The 21,511-nt window shown below is 63.5% G+C and carries 15 protein-coding genes and 1 pseudogene; 4 read left to right on the top strand and 12 right to left on the bottom strand.

Going from position 1 to position 21,511, the window contains the following annotated elements; all coding sequences use genetic code 11:
- Positions 1 to 77: 77 nt before the first annotated feature.
- The gene (locus NKH22_RS03865; RefSeq protein WP_023692536.1) at positions 78 to 1,346 is read right to left on the bottom strand and encodes an ATP-binding protein; all 1,269 of its coding nucleotides are present in this window, start codon (positions 1,344 to 1,346) and stop codon (positions 78 to 80) included.
- Positions 1,347 to 1,447: 101 nt separating this feature from the next.
- On the opposite strand from NKH22_RS03865, the gene ppk2 reads away from it, so the two are divergent.
- On the top strand, positions 1,448 to 2,353 hold the full coding sequence (gene ppk2, locus NKH22_RS03870; protein ID WP_023692537.1) for a polyphosphate kinase 2: 906 nt from the start codon (positions 1,448 to 1,450) through the stop codon (positions 2,351 to 2,353).
- A 202-nt stretch (positions 2,354 to 2,555) separates the two neighbouring features.
- On the opposite strand, the gene NKH22_RS03875 is transcribed toward ppk2, so the two are convergent.
- Together NKH22_RS03875 and NKH22_RS03880 are read right to left on the bottom strand one after the other, a co-directional pair.
- On the bottom strand, positions 2,556 to 3,194 hold the full coding sequence (locus NKH22_RS03875; protein WP_023692538.1) for an acyl-homoserine-lactone synthase: 639 nt from the start codon (positions 3,192 to 3,194) through the stop codon (positions 2,556 to 2,558).
- Positions 3,195 to 3,469: 275 nt separating this feature from the next.
- Positions 3,470 to 4,201 carry a helix-turn-helix transcriptional regulator gene (locus NKH22_RS03880; RefSeq protein ID WP_023692539.1) on the bottom strand — a complete coding sequence of 244 codons (732 nt, stop codon included), beginning with the start codon at positions 4,199 to 4,201 and terminating at the stop codon, positions 3,470 to 3,472.
- A 296-nt stretch (positions 4,202 to 4,497) separates the two neighbouring features.
- Between NKH22_RS03880 and NKH22_RS03885 the strand changes: the two genes are divergently transcribed.
- Positions 4,498 to 5,313: an ABC transporter substrate-binding protein gene (locus tag NKH22_RS03885; protein ID WP_050589145.1), complete on the top strand. Its 816-nt coding sequence runs from the start codon at positions 4,498 to 4,500 to the stop codon at positions 5,311 to 5,313.
- Between the two features lie 85 nt (positions 5,314 to 5,398).
- On the opposite strand, the gene NKH22_RS03890 is transcribed toward NKH22_RS03885, so the two are convergent.
- On the bottom strand, positions 5,399 to 5,812 hold the full coding sequence (locus tag NKH22_RS03890) for a tellurite resistance TerB family protein (protein WP_023692541.1): 414 nt from the start codon (positions 5,810 to 5,812) through the stop codon (positions 5,399 to 5,401).
- A 156-nt stretch (positions 5,813 to 5,968) separates the two neighbouring features.
- Here NKH22_RS03890 and NKH22_RS03895 point away from each other — a divergent pair, with 156 nt between their 5' ends.
- Positions 5,969 to 7,618, top strand: a complete 1,650-nt coding sequence (locus NKH22_RS03895) for a lysine--tRNA ligase (protein WP_023692542.1) — start codon at positions 5,969 to 5,971, stop codon at positions 7,616 to 7,618.
- Here the strand turns inward: NKH22_RS03895 and NKH22_RS03900 are convergent.
- From NKH22_RS03900 to NKH22_RS03935, 8 genes and pseudogenes are all read right to left on the bottom strand, one after another.
- Positions 7,581 to 8,453, bottom strand: a complete 873-nt coding sequence (locus NKH22_RS03900; RefSeq protein WP_023692543.1) for a thermonuclease family protein — start codon at positions 8,451 to 8,453, stop codon at positions 7,581 to 7,583. The genes NKH22_RS03895 and NKH22_RS03900 overlap by 38 nt on opposite strands.
- Positions 8,454 to 8,461: 8 nt before the next feature.
- Positions 8,462 to 9,112 carry a S24 family peptidase gene (locus NKH22_RS03905; protein ID WP_023692544.1) on the bottom strand — a complete coding sequence of 217 codons (651 nt, stop codon included), beginning with the start codon at positions 9,110 to 9,112 and terminating at the stop codon, positions 8,462 to 8,464.
- 306 nt (positions 9,113 to 9,418) lie between these two features.
- Positions 9,419 to 9,548 (bottom strand): annotated as a pseudogene (locus NKH22_RS03910) (thioesterase family protein); the annotation flags it as partial.
- Between the two features lie 38 nt (positions 9,549 to 9,586).
- Complete coding sequence (locus NKH22_RS03915) at positions 9,587 to 11,806, bottom strand: 3-hydroxyacyl-CoA dehydrogenase NAD-binding domain-containing protein (protein WP_023692546.1); 2,220 nt, start codon at positions 11,804 to 11,806, stop codon at positions 9,587 to 9,589.
- A 22-nt stretch (positions 11,807 to 11,828) separates the two neighbouring features.
- Positions 11,829 to 13,037 (bottom strand): acetyl-CoA C-acetyltransferase, encoded by a 1,209-nt coding sequence (locus tag NKH22_RS03920; RefSeq protein ID WP_023669613.1) that lies wholly within the window; start codon positions 13,035 to 13,037, stop codon positions 11,829 to 11,831.
- Between the two features lie 31 nt (positions 13,038 to 13,068).
- Positions 13,069 to 14,238 carry an acyl-CoA dehydrogenase family protein gene (locus NKH22_RS03925; RefSeq protein ID WP_023821551.1) on the bottom strand — a complete coding sequence of 390 codons (1,170 nt, stop codon included), beginning with the start codon at positions 14,236 to 14,238 and terminating at the stop codon, positions 13,069 to 13,071.
- Between the two features lie 232 nt (positions 14,239 to 14,470).
- Positions 14,471 to 16,279 (bottom strand): acyl-CoA dehydrogenase, encoded by a 1,809-nt coding sequence (locus tag NKH22_RS03930; protein ID WP_023821550.1) that lies wholly within the window; start codon positions 16,277 to 16,279, stop codon positions 14,471 to 14,473.
- Between the two features lie 272 nt (positions 16,280 to 16,551).
- On the bottom strand, positions 16,552 to 17,010 hold the full coding sequence (locus NKH22_RS03935) for a MerR family transcriptional regulator (RefSeq protein WP_023669610.1): 459 nt from the start codon (positions 17,008 to 17,010) through the stop codon (positions 16,552 to 16,554).
- 482 nt (positions 17,011 to 17,492) lie between these two features.
- Here NKH22_RS03935 and NKH22_RS03940 point away from each other — a divergent pair, with 482 nt between their 5' ends.
- Complete coding sequence (locus NKH22_RS03940) at positions 17,493 to 21,467, top strand: SEL1-like repeat protein (protein ID WP_023821549.1); 3,975 nt, start codon at positions 17,493 to 17,495, stop codon at positions 21,465 to 21,467.
- Positions 21,468 to 21,511 lie beyond the last annotated feature (44 nt).

A 21,511-nucleotide genomic window follows, 5' to 3' on the forward strand; every position in this document is an offset into this window, starting at 1 on the left:
CGTTTTCCTCGACCCTGTGCTGATACGCTAGCCGGATGACAGAAAGAAGAAACAGGCAGTTAGCAGATAGTACCGCCTCAGCCTGCCGGCAAATGGACCGTGAACGCCGCGCCCTTGCCAACCTCCGACTTGATCGAAAGCCGGGCGTTGTGGCGCGTCAGAATATGCTTGACGATGGACAGGCCAAGACCGGTGCCTTTCTGGGTGCGGCTGCTCTCCACGTCGACGCGATAGAAGCGCTCGGTAATGCGCGGTATGTGCTCTTCCGGGATGCCCGGGCCATAGTCCCTGATGGTTACATCGATGCCCGGTTCCGGGCCGGCCTCGCCCCGCGCGATCGACACCGTGACGCGTCCGCCAGGCTGGCCGTATTTGCAGGCGTTTTCCAAGAGGTTCTCGAACACCTGGAACAGCTCGTCGCGGTCTCCGGGCACGTCGAGCGGCCCCTCGGCGTAGTCGCGTTCGATGACGACGCCGTTCTCGCTGGCGAGCGGGCCCAGTGAATCGATGACGCTGTCGATGGTCTGGCGCAGATCGACCTCGGTTCCCGGCCTCAGGTAAGGCTTCATTTCAAGCCTCGACAGCGACAGGAGATCGTCGATGAGGCGCGCCATGCGGCCGGTCTGGTTCTGCATGATCTGCAGGAACTGCTCGCGCGCCGCCGGATCGTTGCGGGCCGGGCCGCGCAACGTCTCGATGAAGCCCGAGATCGAAGCAAGCGGGGTGCGCAACTCGTGGCTGGCATTGGCTATGAAGTCAGCGCGCATGCGGTCGATGCGGCGCGTCTCACTCTGGTCCTTGAATACCAGCACATAGAGATCGGTGGCGTGGCCGACCGAGGACGCGCTGACCCGGTAGGCGCGTTCCACCGGCAGCTTCTCGGTGTAGTCGACGGCATCGGAGGCGACGGTTCCCGACAGCACGCCGTCCAGCAAGGCCTGCATTTCCGGCGCGCGGAATTTTAGCGACAGCGACAGGCCGGGCGCGATACCGACAAAGGCGGCAAAGGCGGCGGCATTGGCGTGGACGATGGTGGCGGTGCGGTCGAAGATGATCAGCGGATCGGCAACGGCAGCCGCAAGATATTCGCCGGAAAGCCGCTGCAGCCCGCTCGCCTCGACCGTGGTAATGGTCTTCTCAGCAGACCGGCTGGCGCCACCGGTTGGCAGAAGCGCGGCAGCCAGCAGCACCGTCAACGCAGCCAGGACGACATAGGCGGAGATACCGGCAAAACCATAAACGGCCAGGATAGCGATCGCACCGGCGGCCAGCAGCCATCGGCTGTTCCACAGCCGGCCGGCGACGGCCTGCCCCGTGGTTGTCCGCTCTGCGCCGGTGTCAGCCATCGTGCTTTCCGTGCTTCTGCGCCGGTCCCTCCGAAACTTCCGCTGGACCGGGTTTGAGGCCCCCCATAGCATGAGTCCGCAAGCTGGAAAGGTTCGTCTCGATGAAAAAAGCCAAGGAAAGTCCCGCCGCAGAGCCGGCAAAGGGGCCGCTGAAGATCAAGGTGGACGGCAAGGAGCGGGAGTTCGACATCGAAAACCCTGAGCTTCCCAGCTGGATCGAGGACCACAAACTGACCGCAGGCGACTACCCCTACGACAAGAAAATGAAGAGCGAGGAGTATGACGAGACGCTGGAGCGGCTGCAGATCGAACTGGTCAAGGCGCAGGCCTGGCTCCAGGCGACCGGCAGCAGAGTGATGTCGCTGTTCGAGGGGCGCGATGCCGCCGGCAAGGGCGGCACCATCTCGGTGCTGCGCCAGTATCTCAATCCTCGAACCGCGCGCAATGTGGCGCTGATCAAGCCGACCCCAACCGAAGTCGGGCAATGGTACTACCAGCGCTACGTCGCCCATTTCCCGACATCGGGCGAATTCGTCACCTTCGACCGTTCCTGGTACAACCGCGGCGGCGTCGAGCCGGTGATGGGCTTCTGCACACCGGAACAGCATGCAAAATTCCTCGACGAGACGCCGCATTTCGAGCGGATGATCTCCAATGAGGGCATCTATTTCTTCAAATTCTGGCTCAACATCGGCCGCGAGACCCAGCTCGAACGGTTTCACGACCGCCGCTGGTCGCCGCTGAAGAACTGGAAGTTCTCGCCGATCGATATTGCCGGCATCACCAAATGGGACGACTACACCAAGGCGCGCGACCAGATGGTCGAGCGCACGCACAAACAGTTCGCGCCCTGGATCATCGTGCGGGCCAATGACAAGCGACGCTCGCGGCTGGCCGTCATGCGGCGCATCCTGTTGTCACTGCCCTATGATGGGCGCGATCTCGACGCCATCGGCAAGGAAGATAAGAAGATCGTCGGCGAAGGGCCGTCGTTTCTCGAGAAGTAGAGACTGGCCTCGATAGGCAGAGGCTGAAATTACAGAGCCCACCCCCACACGGAGGTGGGCTCTGTGGCCATTGTCTAAAGCGCGTCGCATTTGAACGGATCCACGCGACGCGCTTTAGGTCTTTGTTTCATGCATGTCGTTCTCTCAAACCCGGGGCCACTTTTGAGCGACATGCATTAAAGCGCGTCGGGTGAAGACAGTCTCACGACGCCTGCCGCATGCCGAGCATGTGGGGGGTGCCCCTGACCAACACCGGGGCGTGATGGTTGCGGCGCGAACGCACGACATCCAGCGTATGCTCGTTGAAGGTCAGCAGTGTGGCGACGACCTGCTGGTTGCCATAGGTGCGCTGGTAACCGAGCGGCGTCGCCAGGAAGTGCAACTGCAGCGTCCGCAGCACCCACACCGGCTCGACCTCGATAATGACCTGATCGACATTGCGAGCAAGGCCCCATTCGACGAAGCCGGCGATCAGTTCGGTGCCGACCGTAGACACGCCGCGCTTACCATCGCGAAAGCCTGGCGCCACCGCGTAACGGGTTAGCTCCCAGACATTCGGTCCCGAAGGGCGCTTTCCCTCGCAGAGTTCCGGCATCACATCGCTAAGGAGATGCGGCCGTGTGGTCGGCAGCATCCGATGATAGCCTGCAAGCTCGCCATTGCGTATGACAAGGTGGTGTTCGGCCTCATCATGGTCGAATTGATCGATTTCGAGGCCGTCCGGGCGATCGAGATCGGTCCACCGCATCTCATCGACGAAGACCTTGTAACGCAGGCGATGGACGGCCTCCCATAGGTCGGGACGTTCCATCAGTTGTTGAGTGGTAAGGGAAAATAGCATTAGCCGTCTCCTGGGCTTAAGAGGAAGATACGGCCGGGCTTTCCCGAAAAAATTGCGCGAAGGTGTTGGCAAGGATTTCCAGGCTGCCACAGCCGACATGGCTAATATAGCTGCGTCTAAACGCCTCCGCGATGGCGTGCACCCTGTTGGCGACGCCGAGTCTGCTTTTGGCGTTAAGAAAGCATTAGCCGTCTCAAGAGGACGACAGGGGCCGGTCTTTTCTGAAGATATGACGCCAACAATGCGGCCATAAATTTCGGGCCGCCAGAACCAGCCTAGCTGATATAGCCGTGCCTGACTGCTTCGGCGACTGCCTGCACACGGTTGGCGGCGCCTAGTTTGCTCTTGGCGTTGAGAAGGTGTTTCTCAGAGGTATGCTCCGAGATGCCGAGGATCTGCGAAATCTCCCACTCGGATTTTCCGACCGCCGCCCATTGCAGGCATTCGCGCTCGCGCGGCGTCAATTCAATGTGATCGATAGATTTGCCGGCCGTCGTTTGAAGCTGCATGGCGCGGCCGATGGCATAGGTGGAGGCCAGCGAGACCATTGCGAATTCGGCTTCGGACAGTTCGACCGCCTCACCGCCCAGCGAGACCAGCGCGATCTGGCCTTCGAGCGTGATCAGCGGGAAGGCGAGGCCGTCACGCAGCTTGAACTGGCGGGCGTCGCGCATTACCTCGGCGCTGCTCTTGTCGGCGGGCATGCTTTGAACGGCATCGCGCCATTGGAATGGCGCCCGAAACTGCTTCAAATGGCTGACGACCGGATCGTGGTCGACGTAGTTGCGCGATAAGTAACGCTCCAGCCATTCGCTAGGCCAATCGCAGAGCAGCACATGGTCCTTCGTCTGGCTGCTTGGTGTACCGGGCTGCGGCACCGTTGCGGCTATCAGGGCCGTCAATCCGAAATTCGAGGTGACACTAAGTAGCTGCTCGCACACCGCAGCCGACGAGTCGGCACGCTGCACCCGGTCAATATATTCAAGTGTCCGGTCAAAATAACCCATCGCAACATCTACCCCATGTTGCCTACCGCTCTTGAGACCGATGCTACGTGCCTGCCCCGCACTTAGCCATCAACCCCGGATTGCAAAGCCACATCCTTAGCTTTTCTAACGCCAGCGACCGCCAACCCCGGGCCGACTCTGTGCGGCTATTTGCAACCTCGCCAAAGCATAACCCGAAATTTGCCCTTTGAAATCAAAAACAATTGTGCCTGCGCCGTTTTCGTATCACAAGCCAACGGCCAAGACGGGCGGAGTTTTTTGTGACATCACGCTGGATAACCATCGCCTTGCTGTCGATGCTGATCGGAGTGCAGCCGTTTGCCGGCGCTGTGCGGGCAGCGGAACCGCAGGTGCCGGTGCTTTGGGATGCCAAGGAGCGGCTGCCGAAGCCGGACCTTGCGGCGCTGCCGAGGCTCAGGTTCCTCACCACAACCGATTTCCCGCCCTTCAATTTTCTCGACGGCACGGGCCGACTGTCCGGCTTCCACATCGACCTGGCGCGGGCGATTTGCGCCGAACTCGACATCGCCGACAAATGCCAGATCCAGGCGCTGCCCTGGGCCGAACTCGACGACGCGTTGCAGAAGGGCGAAGGCGAGGCGATCATCGCCGGCATCGCCGCAACGCCGGAGACGCGGGCGAAGTACAGCTTTTCGCGCTCCTATCTACAGTTTCCGGCGCGCTTCATCATGCCGAAGACCAAGGCCTTCGCCGAGCCGATCCTCGACAAATTGCGCTCGAAGCGGGTCGGCGTGCTGGCCGGCTCGGCGCATGAAAAGATGCTGCGCGATTATTTCGGCACCGTGCAGATCATCCGCTTCGACCGGCCGGAAGACCTCTACAGCGACTTGAAGAGCGCCAAGATCGATGCCGCCTTCGGCGACGGCATGCGCTTTTCCTTCTGGCTGGGCGGCACGGACGCCGCCGGTTGCTGCCGCTTCGCCGGTGGACCCTACCTGGCGCCGGAATATCTGGGCTCCGGCATGACCATTGCCACCCGGGCCAGCGACCCAGCGCTGGCCGCAGCCATGGACTACGCGCTGCAGGAGATATCGGTGAAAGGCACCTTCGCCGAATTCTACCTCCGCTATTTCCCGGTCAGTTTCTTCTGATCCGGTTCCCGGTCAGCTTCTTCTGATCCGGTTCCCGGTCAGCTTTTTCTGATCCGGCCCCGGTCAGCTTCCTCTACGGACTGGATCAGGTCAGCGTGCGCAGGCGGGCCTTCGCCCCGCGCGCGATGGCCGCGGCGGTCAGCGTGTCGACATCGAGCTCACGCCGGATCAACTGCAGCACCCGCAATTCCTCCATGCGCATTTCGAGATCGACGGCGGCAACTTCGAAGGCGGCGGCATAAGCGGTGTCGCGCAACCGCTCGGGCAAAGTCTCCGCGACACGCTCGAGCACGCCTTCCAATCCATCCTTTTCATGCAGCATCTTCTGGCAGTCCTGCGCAATGGCGATCAGCCTGTCCTGCTTGAAATCCTCGAACACCGGCCAGCTGCGGACGACGTCGCCGATGCGCGCCAGTTCGATATCGGTCATGTCGCGATCGGAAGCCGAGGTGATGACCATCAGGTAGATCAGGGCTTCATGGGTGGACGGCAACGGCATTCAAAACTCCTTGATAGTGAGGGTCGAAAGTAGGGACGCCACGGCGCCGTCGCAACGAAAACGCCTGATATCGTTGACGCTCCGCCCTGTCGCGCCTAGAGACCCGGTTGAAAAATCTTACCAGCCGCGAAAGCCGGCCATGACTGGAACTTTGACATGACGGGATCAAACATCGCCGATCTCAACCCCGAAATGCTTGCGGCAGCCGCCGAAAGCAAGGCCTGGCCGTTCGAGGAAGCCAAAAAGATCATCGAGCGCTACAAAGGCGCCGACTTTCCCGAGACCGTCCTGTTCGAGACCGGCTACGGTCCGTCGGGTCTGCCGCATATCGGCACGTTCGGCGAGGTCGCGCGCACCTCGATGGTGCGCCATGCCTTTCACGTGCTGACCGGGAACAAGGTCAAGACCAAGCTGCTCTGCTTCTCCGACGACATGGACGGCATGCGCAAGATCCCCGACAATGTGCCGGATCGCGCAGCCCTCGAGCCTTATCTTCATATGCCGCTTTCGTCAGTGCCCAATCCGTTCGGCGGCGACTATGCGAGCTTTGCCGACCACAACAACGCGATGCTGTGCCGCTTCCTCGACACGTTCGGCTTCGACTACGAATTCGCCAGCGCCACGCAGTACTACAAGGCCGGCCGCTTCGATGCGATGCTGGTGTGCGCCGCCGAGCGCTACGAGCAGATCATGGCGGTGATGCTGCCGACGCTGGGGCCGGAGCGGCAGGCAACCTACAGCCCGTTCCTGCCGATCTCGCCGAAGAGCGGGCGCGTGCTCTACGTGCCGATGAAGCATGTCGACGCCAAGGCCGGCACCATCACCTTCGACGATGAGGGCACCGAGACCACGCTTTCGGTGACCGGCGGGAAGGTCAAGCTGCAGTGGAAGCCGGATTTCGGCATGCGCTGGGCAGCGCTCGGTGTCGATTTCGAAATGTTCGGCAAGGACCACCAGACGAATGCGGTGATCTACGACCGCATCTGCAACATTCTCGGCGGGCGCGCGCCCGAGCATTTCGTCTACGAACTGTTCCTGGACGAGAACGGCCAGAAGATCTCGAAGTCGAAGGGCAACGGGCTGACCATCGACGAATGGCTGCGCTACGCGCCGACCGAAAGCCTCGGCCTCTATATGTATCAGCGGCCAAGGCAGGCGAAAAAGCTCTATTTCGACGTCATCCCACGCGCCGTCGACGAGTACTACACCTTCCTCAACGCCTATCCGCGCCAGGACTGGAAGGAGCGGCTGGGCAATCCGGTCTGGCACATGCATGACGGCAAGCCGCCTTCCATCGACATGCCGGTGCCGTTCTCGCTGCTGCTCAACCTGGTCAGCGCCTCCAACGCGCAAAACAAGGATGTGCTGTGGGGCTTCATCTCGCGCCATGCATCTGGCGTGACGCCGGCGACGCATCCCGAACTCGACCAGCTGGTCGGTTTCGCTATCCGCTACTTCGACGATTTCGTGAAGCCGACGAAGACCTTCCGGCCGGCCGACGATGTCGAACGCGTGGCGCTGGAAGCGCTTGGCAACGCGCTTGCTGGCCTGCCGGCCGGCGCCGACGGCGAAGCGATCCAGAACGCTTCGCTCAACGTGGCGCGCAAGATCGAACGCTATCAGGACCATTCGAAGAAGAGCCCGGACGGCGGCCCTGGTGTCTCGGGCGCTTTCTTCCAGATGATCTACCAGGTGCTGATCGGCCAGGAACGCGGACCGCGCTTCGGTTCGTTCGCAGCCCTCTACGGCATCGCCGAAACCCGCGCGCTCATTGAGCGGGCGCTGGCTGGTCAGTTGGCGGCGTAATTTCCGTCCCGGCCGGCGGCGTGTCTATCGCCGGGGCATCGAGGATCGGTTGCGACGCCGTCGGTGCCGCAACAGGCGTTGGCGCCGGTGGCAGGCCGCCAAGATCGGGCGCGGCGCCGAAGACGCCCTTCTTGGCGGCGCGCGCCTTGTCGCCCGCTTCGACATAGGGGCCGCCTGCCGTGGCGCGCGCCCAGCCGTTTTCGACCAGCCACTGGCCGACATCCAGCTTGCCGATGCGGCATTCGGCGGCGATCAGCGCACGGTCGGCCTCCGGCGGCACCTTGCAGGCAACGGCCCGGCCGCGCAGGAAAGACCGGAACGCCGTGCGCGCCCTGATACCGCAAGCCCAGGACTTGCCGTCCTCGGTGCAGGTCTCGTCTTGCCTGACGATGTCGATGCCGGAGACCGTCACGGAATAACCATTGGCTTCGATCAGGCCGGCGGCGGCCGCGACCGGCTGGAACAGCTTTGTTCCTCCCCAGTCGTCGACCGCTCTGCGCCCACGCGGCTTGGGCGGTCCGGCCAGCGCCAGGTCGCTCAGCGGCGCGCGTGGCTCAACCCGTTCAAGTTCTTCTACCAGCAGCGGCGGCGGAGCGATGGCCTCGGGATCGATCGCCCTCGAATGCACCTGAGGCGAGTGCATCGGAGGCTTGACGGGCTGGACCTCGGGGATCGCCGACGTCGCCGGCTCCTCGGGCACGGCCTCGGTGTCCGGGTCGATCTGGCCGACAGTAATGGCGGGGCCGTCGCGATGCAGCGCGCGACCGCCGGCGACGACAATGGCGACCATCACCGGGATCGCCAGGAGGGCTATGAGGATTTGAAGCAGACGCACCGCGAGACCTACTGGCTTGCCCAGACGATCCGCGCCACCCATTCGACATCGCGCATCGCGATGTCGCGGTCCGGGTGGTCGGGGTTGAGCGAGATCAGCACGATCGATTTCGTCGTCTGGCGCTCCAGCACCTTGGCCATGACTTCGCCGGCATTGGTCTTGACGACGACGCGGTCGCCCTTGCGGGTAGCGGCCCCCGGCTCGACGATCAGCACATCGCCATTGCGGTACAGCGGCAGCATGGAATCACCCTGCACCTTCAACGCATAGGAGGTTTCGGTTGCCCGCGCCGGAAGCTCGACAAGGTCCCAGCCCTGGCCGGAGGGATAGCCGGCATCATCGAAGAAGCCGCCGGCGCCGGCCTGGGCGAAGCCGAGCAGCGGCACCGCCGAACGCTGCGAGGCTAACGGGCCCGAAGCTGTCTTGGCGCGGCCTTCGACCAGCCCGGTGAATTCGTCGAGCGAAGCGCCTGTCGCCTCGATGATCTTGGCCAGCGATTCGGTCGAGGGCCAGCGCGGCCGCCCATCCGAGGACAGCCGCTTCGACTTGTTGAAAGCGGTGGAGTCCAGACCAGCTCGCCGGGCCAGGCCGGAGGCCGATAACGAATAGCGCTCGGCGAGAGCGTCGATGGCGGCCCAAACTCGGTCATGCGAGAGCAATTCGCTCTCCTCAAAACAGGAAAAAATACCTTTTCCTTCTAACGCGCGGTCATCCGATTGTCCACCGGCGCGCGGCCCGATCTCTCAAAAAGCTGCGTGCGGCGAAGTCGTCATGGATGCCTCAAACTGCCTTGGGCAGGCTGCGCAATCCTTGGTGGAGGTCATGCAAACCCGCTCGGCCTCGGTCGGCGGCCGCGGTTGAACGGAGCGGGCGAGCGTCCTATCGGACGCGCCAAGGACGCAGTAGCATTTGATTTGGCGCATGATCCTTTCCGAAAATCGACTCCGGTTTTCGGGGTCATGCGCGAGGTCGGCGAGCATCATGTAGCGGGCGTTGTTGAGATGGAGGTTGAAGTCGATGTCGGCAGGCAGCGAAAAGCCAGCCGACTTTCGCTGCCGACCGCGTAAGGGTCACGGCGCGCCTTGCCGTGGCCATGCGCGCAAGGCGCCCTCAGATGTACATGGGGCGCTAGCTCAAGCGGCCTTCTGCACTTCGCCTTTCGCATAGGGATCGAAGCGCTGGTAGAAGGTCTCGCCCTTCTCCGCCAGGTCAAGCAGCAGCTTGGGCGCCTTGAACTCGGCGCCGTATTTCTTCTGCAGGCCCTTGGCTATTCTGACGAACTCCCCGGCGCCGATGCCGTCGATATAGGACAGCGCGCCGCCGGTGAATGGCGCGAAACCGAAGGCGAGGATCGAGCCGACATCGGCCTCGCGCGGATCGGTGACGATGCCCTCTTCCATCACCCGGGCCGCTTCCAGCGCAATGGTTACCAGCAGGCGCTGCTGCAGTTCCTCATAGTCGACCTTCTCGGCCTCCAGCTGCGGATAGAGATCCTTCAGGCCCGGCCACAGCTTCTTCCTGGCAGGCTTGGCCGGATAGTCGTAAAAACCCTTGCCGTTCTTGCGGCCGAAGCGGCCATGGGTGTCGACCAGCGTGTTGATCAGCGCCATCTGCCTGGGGTCGACAGACTTGTCTCCGAGGTCCCTGATGGTCTGCTTCATGATCTTCTGGGCAAGGTCGATCGCCGTCTCGTCGGTCAGCGCCAGCGGGCCGACCGGCATGCCGGCGGCCTTGGCGGCGTTCTCGATCATCGGCGCCGGAACGCCTTCGATCAGCATCTTGTAGGCTTCCGACATGTAGCGCAGCACGCAGCGGTTGACGTAGAAGCCGCGCGTGTCGTTGACGACGATCGGCGTCTTCTTGATGGCGCGCACGAAATCGATCGCGGTGGCCAGCGCCTTGTCGCCGGTCTTCTTGCCCAGGATGATCTCGACCAGCATCATCTTGTCGACCGGCGAGAAGAAGTGGATGCCGACGAAATTCTTCGGCCGCGCCGAATTCTTGGCCAGTGCAGTGATCGGGATGGTCGAGGTGTTGGAGGCGAAGACCGCTGACGATTTCAGCACGGCTTCGGCCTGCTCGGTGGCAGTCTTCTTGACGGCCGAATCCTCGAACACCGCCTCGACCACCAGATCGCAGCCGGCGAGATCGGCATAGTCGGCCGTCGGCGTGATCAGCGACAGAAGTCTGTCCTTCTCCTCGGGCTTGGCGCGGCCCTTCTTGACCTGATCGGAGATCAGGCTGTCGGAATGCGCCTTGCCCTTTTCGGCCGACGCCATGTCGCGGTCGAGCAGGACGACCGGGATGCCGGCCTTGGCGGTGACAAAGGCGATGCCGGCACCCATGAAGCCGGCGCCGAGAATACCGATCTTCTTGAACTTGGTCTCCGGCACGCCGGCCGGGCGGCGGGCGCCCTTGTTGAGCTCCTGCAGCGAGACGAACAGCGAGCGGATCATCGCTGCTGCTTCCTTGGACTGCATGATTTCGGTGAAATAGCGCTGTTCGATCCGCAGACCGGTGTCGAACGGCACCAGCAGGCCCTCATAGACGCATTTCAGGATGGCCGCGGCGGCCGGATAATTGCCGTAGGTCTCGCGGCGCAGGATGGCGATGGCCGGCGGCCACAGATTGAAGCCGGCCGGCGTATAGATTTGGCCGCCAGGCAGCTTGAAGCCCTTCTCGTCCCAGGGCTGGACGGCTTTCAGGCCGTTCCTGATCATCGCTTTGGCGGTCTCGATCAGCTTGCCGGGTTCGGCGATCTCGTGGATCAGCCCCATCGCCTTGGCTTTCTGCGGCGACAGCGTCTGGCCGGTGGTCAGCATCTGCAACGCCTGCTGCTGGTCGGTCAGGCGCGGCACGCGTTGGGTGCCACCGGCGCCGGGGAAGATGCCGACCTTGACTTCCGGCAAGGCCATCTTGACCTTTTCGGAGCCAGCGGCAACGCGGCCATGACAGGCCAGCGACAGCTCGAACGCGCCGCCCATGCAGGTACCGTTGATCGCCGAGACCCAAGGTTTGCCCGACGTTTCGAGCTTGCGCCACAAGCCACCCATGCGGCCGGCATTGTCGAACAAAAGCTGTGCCGCCTTCTCCGGGTCCTTGGTCTTCTCCTTGGCAAATACGGCCAGCATCTTCTGCAGCATGGTCAGGTCGGCGCCGCCGGAGAAGCTGTCCTTTCCCGAGGTGATCACCGCGCCCTTGATCGCGGCGTCGGCCACCACCTGGTCGATGATCTTGTCGAGCTCGTTCATCACCTCTTCGGTGAAGACGTTCATCGAGCGGTCCGGCATGTTCCAGGTGACCAGCGCGATGCCGTCTGCGTCGGTGTCGACCGTGAAGTTTGTATAAGTCATGTCTCTCTCCTTCCGGCCGAAATCAGACGCGTTCGATGATCGTTGCGGTGCCCATGCCGGCGCCGATGCAGAGCGTCACCAAAGCGGTGTTCAGGTCACGCCGCTCCAGCTCGTCGAGCACCGTGCCCAGGATCATCGCGCCGGTGGCGCCGAGCGGATGGCCCATGGCGATGGCGCCGCCATTGACGTTGATCTTATCGTGCGGGATTTCGAATGCCTGCATGTAGCGCAGCACCACCGAGGCGAAGGCCTCGTTAAGCTCGAACAGGTCGATATCCGACAGCTTCATCTTGGCGCGCTTCAGAAGCTTCTCGGTGACGTCGACCGGACCGGTAAGCATCAGCACCGGCTCGGAGCCGATGTTGGCAAAGGCGCGGATGCGGGCGCGTGGCTTCAGGCCCATCGTCTTGCCGGCCTTCTTCGAGCCGAGCAGTACGGCGGCCGCACCATCGACGATGCCGGACGAGTTGCCGGCATGGTGGACGTGGTTGACCTCTTCGACTTCCGGATGCTTCTGTACGGCGACCGCGTCGAAGCCGCCCATTTCGCCAGGCATGACGAAGGACGGGTTGAGCGAGGCCAGCGACTGCATGTCGGTCGACGGCCGCATATGCTCGTCATGATCGAGGATGGTGAGGCCGTTCTGGTCCTTGATCGGTATGACGGAGTTCTTGAAACGGCCATCGGCCCAGGCCTTGCCGGCGCGCTTCTGGCTCTCGACCGCATAGGCATCGACGTCGTCGCGCGAAAAACCATATTTGGTGGCGATCAAATCGGCCGATATGCCTTGCGGCACGAACCAGCCGGGCAGGCCGACGGACGGGTCCATGAACCAGGCGCCGCCCGAGGCGCCCATGCCGACGCGCGACATCGATTCCACGCCGCCTGCAATGACGATCTCGTCGGCGCCTTGAGCGATCTTGGCGGCGCCGAAATTGATGGCGTCGAGGCCTGAGGCGCAGAAGCGCGAGATCTGCATGCCCGGCGCCTTGTTGTCGTAGCCGGCCTCGAAGGCGGCGGCACGCGGAATGACGGAGCCGGCTTCGCCGACCGGATCGACGCAGCCGAAGATGATGTCGTCGACGTTTGCAGTGTCGAGGCCGTTGCGGTCGCGCAACGCTTCAAGCGTCCTGGCCGCAAGCCGCACCGCCGGCACCTCGTGCAGCGAGCCATCCTTCTTGCCCTTGCCGCGCGGTGTGCGCACGGCGTCATAGACATAAGCTTCAGCCATTTGCTTGCTCCTTGCTTTGCCGACGTCGCTCTCAGAGAGAGCGGCCGATCAGCAATTTCATGATCTCGTTGGTGCCGCCGTAGATGCGCTGGACGCGGGCGTCGCGGAACATGCGGGCGATCGGATATTCATTCATGTAGCCATAGCCGCCATGCAATTGAAGGCATTCGTCGACGACTTTTCCCTGCAGGTCCGAGAGCCAGTATTTCGCCATCGACGCCGTCACCGGATCCAGCCCGCCATTGATGTGGCGGGTGACGCAATCATTGTAGAAGACGCGGCCGATGGTGGCCTCGGTCTTCAGTTCGGCGAGCTTGAACTGGGTGTTCTGGAACTCGATGATCGCTTTGCCGAAGGCCTTGCGATCCTTGACGTAGTCGATGGTCAGCGCCAGGGCGCGTTCGATCATGGCGATCGCGCCGGTGCCGATCTGCAGGCGCTCCTGCGGCAATTGCTGCATCAGCTGGATGAAGCCCTGTCCCTCTTCGTGGCCAAGCAGGTTCGAGGTCGGCACGCGCAGATCATTGAAGAACAGCTCCGACGTGTCGTTGGCCTTCAGGCCGATCTTGTCGAGGTTGCGGCCGCGTTCGAAGCCTTCGGCCTCGTCGGTCTCGACGACGATCAGCGAGGTGCCCTTGGCGCCTTTGGCCGGATCGGTCTTGGTGACGACGATGATGAAATTGGCCAGCTGGCCGTTGGTTATGAAGGTCTTGGAACCGTTGATCTTGTACTGGTTGCCGTCCTTCTCGGCCCGCGTCTTGACGCCTTGCAGGTCGGAGCCGGCGCCCGGCTCGGTCATGGCGATGGCGCCGATCAGTTCGCCGGTCGCCAGTTTCGGCAGCCATTTCTTCTTCTGCTCTTCCGAGCCGTAATGAAGGATGTAAGGGGCAACGATCGCATTGTGCAGGCCGATGCCGAAACCGTCGACGCCGACATGGCCGATCGCCTCGATGATGGCGCTCTCATGCGCGAAGGTGCCGCCGGAGCCGCCATATTCCTCCGGCATCGAGGCGCAGAGCAGGCCGGCGGAACCTGCCTTGCGCCAGCTCTCGCGGTCGACCATCTCGTTCTTCTCGAACTCGTCGTAGCGCGGCGCGATCTCTTCCGACATGAAGCGATGCGCCATGTCGTAGAGCATGCCGACTTCGTCCGCCGCCCAGGCTGGCTTCGGCAAAGAGAGCACTTCTGATGGATTTGTCATGCCGTTTCTCCCGCGCCAACGTCCCCCTCCCCCTTGAGGGGAGGGTGGCCGCGAAGCGGTCGGGTGGGGTCGCCGATGACGTGCTCGACCTTATCTTCGGAATTGACGCGGGTTTGGGGCATTGCGATCATCTCCTACCAAAGCGCCAACCAGCCGGCGCACTGCACGCAAGGACCCCTCCCGGCCCTTCGGGCCACCCTCCCCTCAAGGGGGAGGGGGACGCCAGCCATTTCTAGAACGCTTCCGCAGGCAGCGCCATTAGCGTGTCCGCACCACTGGAAATGCGGGCGAGATGTGCCGACGTCTCGGGCATGATCCGCTCCATGAAGAAGCGCGCCGTCACCACCTTGTTGTCGTAGAAAGCCCCATTTTCGTGGACAGATTGGGAGCCATTGGCGCCGGTCTTGCCGAGCGCGGCCTTGGCCATCTGCGCCCACATGTAGCCCAGCGCCACCAGGCCGAAGAGATGCATGTAATCGGTCGAGGCCGCACCGGCATTGTCGGGCTTGGCCATGCCGTTCTGCACCAGCCACATCGTCGCCGCCTGCAGATCGTTGAGGCCTTTCTTCAGCGCCTTGGTGAAAGGCGCCAGCTTCTCGTCGGCGCGGTTCTCCTCGCAGAACTCGCCGACGTCCTTGAAGAAGGCCTGCACGGCGCGGCCGCCATTCAGACCAAGCTTGCGGCCGACGAGGTCGAGCGCCTGGATGCCGTTGGCGCCTTCATAGATCATGGCAATGCGGGCATCGCGCACGAACTGGCTCATCCCGTGTTCTTCGATATAGCCGTGGCCGCCGAACACCTGCTGCGCCATGACGGCATGGTCGAAGCCCTTGTCGGTGAGCACGCCCTTGATCACCGGCGTCAGCAGGCCTGTATAGTCGTCGGCCGCCTGGCGATCCTTGTCGTCGGCGGAGCGGTGCGCGATGTCGGACTTGATCGCCGTCCACAGCGCCAGCGCGCGGCCGGCCTCGTTGAAGGCCTTCATGGTCATCAGCGAGCGGCGGATGTCGGGATGAACGATGATCGGATCGGCTTGTCTGTCCGGCGCCTTGGCGCCCGACAGCGAGCGGCCCTGCGGCCGGTCCTTGGCGTAGGAGACCGCGTTCTGGTAGGCGATCTCGGACAGCGACAGGCCCTGCAGGCCGACGCCGAGGCGGGCTTCGTTCATCATCGTGAACATCGCCTTCAGGCCGCCATTGGCCTCACCGAGCAGCGTGCCTTCGGCCTCGTCATAATTCATGACGCAAGTCGAATTGCCGTGGATGCCCATCTTCTCCTCGATCGAACCGCAGGAGAGCGTGTTCTTCTCGCCCGGATTGCCCGAGGCATCGAGCTTCAGCTTTGGCACGATGAACAGCGAGATGCCCTTCACGCCTGCCGGCGCACCTTCGATGCGGGCCAACACGAGATGGACGATGTTTTCCGACATGTCGTGCTCGCCGGCCGAGATGAAGATCTTCTGGCCTGAAATCTTGTAGGTGCTGTTGCCGTTCGGCACCGCCTTGGTGCGCAGCAGGCCGAGATCGGTGCCGCAATGCGGCTCGGTCAGGTTCATGGTGCCGGTCCAGGACCCCTCGACCAGCTTCGGAAGCCATGTCGCCTTCTGCTCGTCGGTGCCGTGGGTGATGATCGCCGCGATCGCGCCTTGCGTCAGGCCGGGATACATCATCAGCGCCATGTTGGCCGAAACCATGTATTCGGCAACCGCGGTGTGCACGGCATAGGGCAGCCCCTGGCCGCCGAACTCGACGGGCGCCGCCAGTCCCATCCAGCCGCCTTCGCGATACTGGTCGTAGGCTTCCTTGAAGCCCTTCGGCGTCGTCACCGAGCCGTCCTCATGGCGCACGCAGCCTTCCATGTCACCGACGCGGTTCAGAGGATGCATAACGTTTTCGGCGAGCTTGGCGCCTTCGGCGAGGATCGCCTCGACAACGTCGGGCGTCGCGTCGGCAAATCCGGGAAGGTTGGAGTAGCGCTGATAACCCAGCACCTCGTTGAGCACGAACAGCGTGTCCTGGACCGGCGCCCTGTAGATCGGCATGTGTTTCCTCCACCATGCGGGTCTTGGCCGCGAGATCGAGCCCCGAAACATGAGGTTGGGGCGGCATGCGGGCCAATGTTGAAAGCGGGATAGCAAAAATTGACGTTTGCGTAAACGTCAATTTTGTCGCCGGGACAAATTTACCGATGCCAGCCTATCGGCACGAGCGGTGCATGGCTTTGTGCAAAGCGAGGGGGGTCAAACAAAAAGAGCCGCGCGGCGGCCGCGCGGCTCTTAAGTTCAAAGCTTTCGCCGGGAGCTGCGGAGCAAAATCAGCTGGCGGCGCTGGCCGGGGCCGAACGCTCGGACAGCATCTGGCGCACGGCCGACATCGAGCCGCTCAGCTCGTTGATGGCGTCGTCGATCAGCGCGCGCTGCTTCTGCAGGCGGGCTAGCTGCTTCTCCGACTTGTCGAGAGCCAGCCGCAATTGCTTGGTGTTGGATCCCGTGGGATCGTAGAGATCCATCATCTGCTTGACGTCGCGCAGCGAGAACCCGACCTTGCGGCCGAGGAGGATCAGCTTCAGCCGCGCCTTGTCGCGGCGCGTGTAGAGGCGCGTTGCCCCATCGCGTTTCGGATTGAGCAGGCCCTTGTCTTCATAGAAACGCAGCGTGCGCAGCGTCACGCCGTATTTCTTGGCCATCTCGCCGATGCGCACGAGCTCCTCACTGGCTTCGGCAGACATATTGTTGGTGTTGGCCGCGGCTTCGCCGGGCGAAACAAGTTTCATAGTCACTGGCTTTCCCCTGTCGTGGCATCGCGGTCTCGGACCTTGCAACGCCTGAGTGGAAGCGGGGGCATGCTTCCAGTCGTGGTTTCAACTAATTCATCGCAAAAGGCACGACGAACGGCGCCCCTCTTACGTTTACGTCAATTCTATAACGATAGCCGCCGCATGACGCAAGGGCGTTCTGGGATTGCGAAACCTTATGCCGCACCCCCGGCGCCGGGTCCGAACGGGCACCGCCTGTATTTCAGCAATGCCGTAACTTCTTAAGCTTGGTTAACACCTTGTTTACCACGATGGGTGAAATGTGCGGATGTCGGTCACCCGTGTTTATCCTGTAGCGAATTTTTCACGGTTTTTCGGAGAGCGGGCCTGGCCCGGGAAGCTCGTCTTCCGCCGCAGCAGTGCCGCGCGGCCGCCTTCGTTCCCGACAAGGACTTGGGAAACTGGCAGCAAGCCGGCCATTCTGAAAAACGGACGCATCGATGAACAGCAAGCGGTCCTATCTCGATACACTCAACGCCGGCAGGCCGCGCAGGCCGAACACCACGCTTGACGAATTGAACCGCTCGCTGGAAACGCTGGAGCAGCGGCTGGAACGCAAGCGCGAGGACGCCGCCGAGCGCTTCGATCCGCGCCGGCCCGCTCCGGAGCCGCGCTACGCAAGTGCCCAGCCCTACGCCCCGCCGCCGCGCTGGTACGAGGACCCGCAGCCCACGCCGCGGCCGAAAGGAGCGGCGCCGGCCGGCTTCGACCAGAACTATCAGGCGATCGCGCGCGACATCGACCGCGTGCGCGGTCAAGAAGACAGCGTCGCCGTGGTCGGCAAGATCGCCGGCGAATTGCGTGGCCTGCGCGAGGAACTGCGCCATCAGATGACGGCCGGCCTGCAGCGCGAATTCGCCGCGTTGCGCAAGGACATCGAACGGGCCTTCCAGGCGAGCAACCAATCAGGTGGTCAGGCAGGCGGCTTGCCCGGCAAGGGCAGCGCCGAACTCGGCGTCGAATTCGAGCGGCTGTCCGGCGCCATCCAGACGCTGGCCGAGAAGAGCGACGACCGAAGCGTCAACATGCTGCGGCTCGAGCTCGAGCAGGTCAAGACGGCGCTCGACACATTGGCGCGCGAGGAAAGCGTGCTGAAGGTCGACCGCCGCTGGGACGATTTCGACCGCCGCTGGAGCGCGTTCGAGGATCGTGTCGACGCCGACCAGCGCAACCGCGCCGACGGCCCCGGATTTTCGGCCCTGACCGACCGGCTCGAACAGATAAGCAATGCGGTCCACAATCTGCCGGAATCGCTGTCGCTGCGCTCGATGGAAGAAAAGGTCCGCACGCTTGCCGGCGCCGTCGATCATTTCGTCAGCCAGCAGAGCAACCGCGGCGGCGACACGCTCGGCCTGATCGACGAACGGCTCGACGAGATTTCGCGCGCCATCGTCGCCTCGACCGTCGCCGCACAGGCCAATTCCTTCGACCCCGAACCGTTCGAGCGCATCGAGAAGCGGATCGCCTCGCTGGCGCAGCAGATCGAGGAAGTCGTGCAGGTTCGTCCGAGCGGCGAGGTTCTCGACCGTCTCAGCACGCTGTCGAACAGGGTCGACGAGCTTGCCGGCCGCGCCAATCTGCCGGAACAGGCGATGGAGCGCCTCGGAAAGCAGATCGCGATGATCGCCGACAAGATCGACCGCGCCCCGGCCATGCCCGACGCCGACTATATCTTCCAGGGTCTGGAACAGCGCTTCGACGTGCTGTCGGGCATGATGGAACGTCGGCAGGGCGATGCCATCGAACAGGGCAACATGCTGTTTCGCGATCTCGAGCGGCGGCTGGACGAGGTTGCCGACCGGCTGGACCAGCGCCAGCCGCAGGCTGACAGCGCCGGCATCATGGACGCCATCGACGCACGCTTCACCGCGCTCGCCCAACGCATGGAGACGCGCATTCCCGATCCTGCCAACGAGGCGGCGATCCGTGGCCTGGAAAGCCGGCTCGAAGACATTTCAAGCAGGCTGGAATCGTCGGCCGCGCAGGTCGCCGGCATCGATCCGGCACTGATCCGCAGCCTCGAGGCGCAGGTCTCCGGCCTATCGGCTCACCTGTCGAAGCCCGGCACGCCGCTGCCGGAATTCGAGGACATCAGCCCGCGCCTCAACGAAATCGAGAAGTCGCTGGCCGGAACCCGCGAATCCATCATGGGCGCGGCACGCGAAGCAGCCGAGAGCGCCGTGCGCTCGCTGGCAGATTCCAACGCCAACACCGCGGCCGTTACCGGCCTTGCCCAGGATCTGAAGACGCTGGAAGCGCTGACGCGCCGTTCGGACGAGCGCAATTCACGGACATTCGAGGCTATCCACGACACGTTGCTCAAGATCGTCGATCGTCTGGGCTCGCTGGAGACCAGCGAACCGGCCGAGGCGGTGAGCGAGCTTCTGGATGCCCAGGCCGAGCCGGCGCGGCGGGCCCGCGCTGCACGCGCCCCCAAGATTTCGGTGCAGGACGCGCCGTCGATGGATATCGACCAGCCGCTGCCGCTGACCGGAGACATGGCCGACCTGGACGGCCGCGCCGCCGCCATCATGCGCAGCGATCCGGGTACGCGTAGCGACCCGGTCATGGGCAGCGAACCCGTGCGGCGCTCGCCAGCCGAGGCTGCCGCGGCCGCTGCCCAGGCAGCGCTCGGTTCCGACAGGATTGCCGAGAAAGGCGAAGGCACGGCCAAGAAGTCGCTGTTCGGTGGATTGGCGCGCGCCTTCAGGGGCAAGAAGCCGGCTGACTTGCCGCCGCTTGCCGGCTCGGGGCCTAATGTCGACATGCCGAGCGTCGATCTCGACGAGCCGCTCGATCCGAAGCTCGCCAACCGGCCGTTGGAGCCGGGCTCCGGCGCGCCCGACCTCAACGCCATCATGAAGCGCGTGCGCGACGAGCGCGGCCCGCCGGTGCGCCAAAACTCCGGCGATGCGTCGAAATCCGACTTCATTGCCGCTGCCAGGCGCGCGGCGCAGGCAGCGGCCGCCGAGGCCGACGCGTTGAAACGCCAGTCCACCATGAAGGGCCCGGTCAAGGCGCTTCGTATCGGCGACCTGCTCAAGGCGCGGCGCAAGCCGATCCTGATGGGAGCGGTCGCGATCATGCTGGCGCTTGCCGGCCTCCGGTTGGGCAAGGCCTTCTTCGCCGACCCGGTCGAGGTCGCAAGCAACGATACAGCGCCGATCGTCGCCTCGCAGCCGGTCGAGACTGCCTCGGTCAACGCTGCCAGCCAACCCAAGGCAGAACAGCAGGTGGCCGTGCAGGACTTGCCGGCCCGGATCGTCAGGCAGGCGGAGCCCACGGAACCGGCAGCTGGCAACGATGCGCCAATGAATGCGGCCTCGGTCGCCGCGCCCGAAGTGCCGGCGGTGGAGCCCGCGCCAGCGCCGATGGCTTTGGCCGATCCGGCCCCCACGCCAAATGCAATGCTGCCGACCACCGCCACTGCGGAACCGGCGGCTGCCGACGCGCAGCCTGCGGCCGCCGTCGTGGCGCCCTCGGCTTCGGATACGACGGCCTCGGATACTACCGGCGCCGTTCCGCCGGCTGATGCCGCGGTAGCACCTGTCGTGGCCAAGATAGACGTTCCGGCCGATGCCGGCCCGCAAGCCTTGCGCGACGCGGCTGCCGGCGGTGACGCCAAGGCGCTGTTCGAGCTCGGCTCGCGCTATGCTGAATCGCGCGGCGTCAAGGAAGACATGGCGGCAGCGGCCAAATGGTACGAAAAGTCGGCCGAGCTCGGCTTCGCACCGGCGGAATACCGCATCGGCAATTTCTACGAGAAGGGCATCGGCGTCACGCGCGACGTCAAGAAAGCAAAGACCTTCTACCAGCTCGCCGCCGCGCAGGGTAATGCCAGCGCCATGCACAATCTGGCCGTTCTGTTTGCCATGGCCGCCGACGGCGTGACCGACAATGAATCGGCCGCGCACTGGTTTCAGGCGGCGGCCGATGTCGGCGTCAAGGACAGCCAGTTCAATCTCGGCATCCTGGCGGCAAAGGGCGTCGGCATGAAGCAGAACCTGGAGGAATCCTACAAATGGTTCGCGCTCGTCGCCAAGACCGGCGACAAGGACGCGGCTGCAAAGCGCGACGAAGTCGCCACTGCGCTGCGCCCGGAACAGCTGGAGCGGGCGCGCGCCGCCACGGAACTGTGGAAGCCGAAGCCGCTCGACCCGGCGTCCAACTCGGCCGACATTCCTGAATCCTGGCAGGAAGGCACGCCGCAGACCACCGCCAGCGTCGACATGAAGAAGGCGGTCAAGAACATCCAGCTCATCCTCAACAAGAACGGCTACGATGCCGGCGGCGCCGATGGCGTGATGGGCGGCAAGACCAAGACCGCAATCATGGCTTTCCAGACCGACAACAAGATGCAGGCGACCGGCGAAATCGACGAAAAGCTGGTGAAGGCGCTGCTGGCGCACAAATAACGGCAGATGCGTCGCTAACGCGACGCCCTTGCCATACATTTGCC

Origin of the sequence: Mesorhizobium sp. M1252 (genome assembly GCF_040318265.1) — a bacterium.
In the GTDB taxonomy this organism is placed as follows: Bacteria; Pseudomonadota; Alphaproteobacteria; order Rhizobiales; family Rhizobiaceae; genus Mesorhizobium.

Bases quoted from the DNA above. Each gene is read 5' to 3' on its own strand.
- ppk2 (WP_023692537.1), top strand. From the start codon at position 1,448: ATGAAAAAAGCCAAGGAAAGTCCCGCCGCAGAGCCGGCAAAGGGGCCG.
- NKH22_RS03895 (WP_023692542.1), top strand. From the start codon at position 5,969: ATGACGGGATCAAACATCGCCGATCTCAACCCCGAAATGCTTGCGGCA.
- NKH22_RS03875 (WP_023692538.1), bottom strand. From the start codon at position 3,194: ATGCTATTTTCCCTTACCACTCAACAACTGATGGAACGTCCCGACCTA.
- NKH22_RS03925 (WP_023821551.1), bottom strand. From the start codon at position 14,238: ATGACAAATCCATCAGAAGTGCTCTCTTTGCCGAAGCCAGCCTGGGCG.
- NKH22_RS03940 (WP_023821549.1), top strand. From the start codon at position 17,493: ATGAACAGCAAGCGGTCCTATCTCGATACACTCAACGCCGGCAGGCCG.
- NKH22_RS03880 (WP_023692539.1), bottom strand. From the start codon at position 4,201: ATGGGTTATTTTGACCGGACACTTGAATATATTGACCGGGTGCAGCGT.
- NKH22_RS03920 (WP_023669613.1), bottom strand. From the start codon at position 13,037: ATGGCTGAAGCTTATGTCTATGACGCCGTGCGCACACCGCGCGGCAAG.
- NKH22_RS03890 (WP_023692541.1), bottom strand. From the start codon at position 5,812: ATGCCGTTGCCGTCCACCCATGAAGCCCTGATCTACCTGATGGTCATC.
- NKH22_RS03935 (WP_023669610.1), bottom strand. From the start codon at position 17,010: ATGAAACTTGTTTCGCCCGGCGAAGCCGCGGCCAACACCAACAATATG.
- NKH22_RS03865 (WP_023692536.1), bottom strand. From the start codon at position 1,346: ATGGCTGACACCGGCGCAGAGCGGACAACCACGGGGCAGGCCGTCGCC.
- NKH22_RS03930 (WP_023821550.1), bottom strand. From the start codon at position 16,279: ATGCCGATCTACAGGGCGCCGGTCCAGGACACGCTGTTCGTGCTCAAC.
- NKH22_RS03915 (WP_023692546.1), bottom strand. From the start codon at position 11,806: ATGACTTATACAAACTTCACGGTCGACACCGACGCAGACGGCATCGCG.
- NKH22_RS03885 (WP_050589145.1), top strand. From the start codon at position 4,498: ATGCTGATCGGAGTGCAGCCGTTTGCCGGCGCTGTGCGGGCAGCGGAA.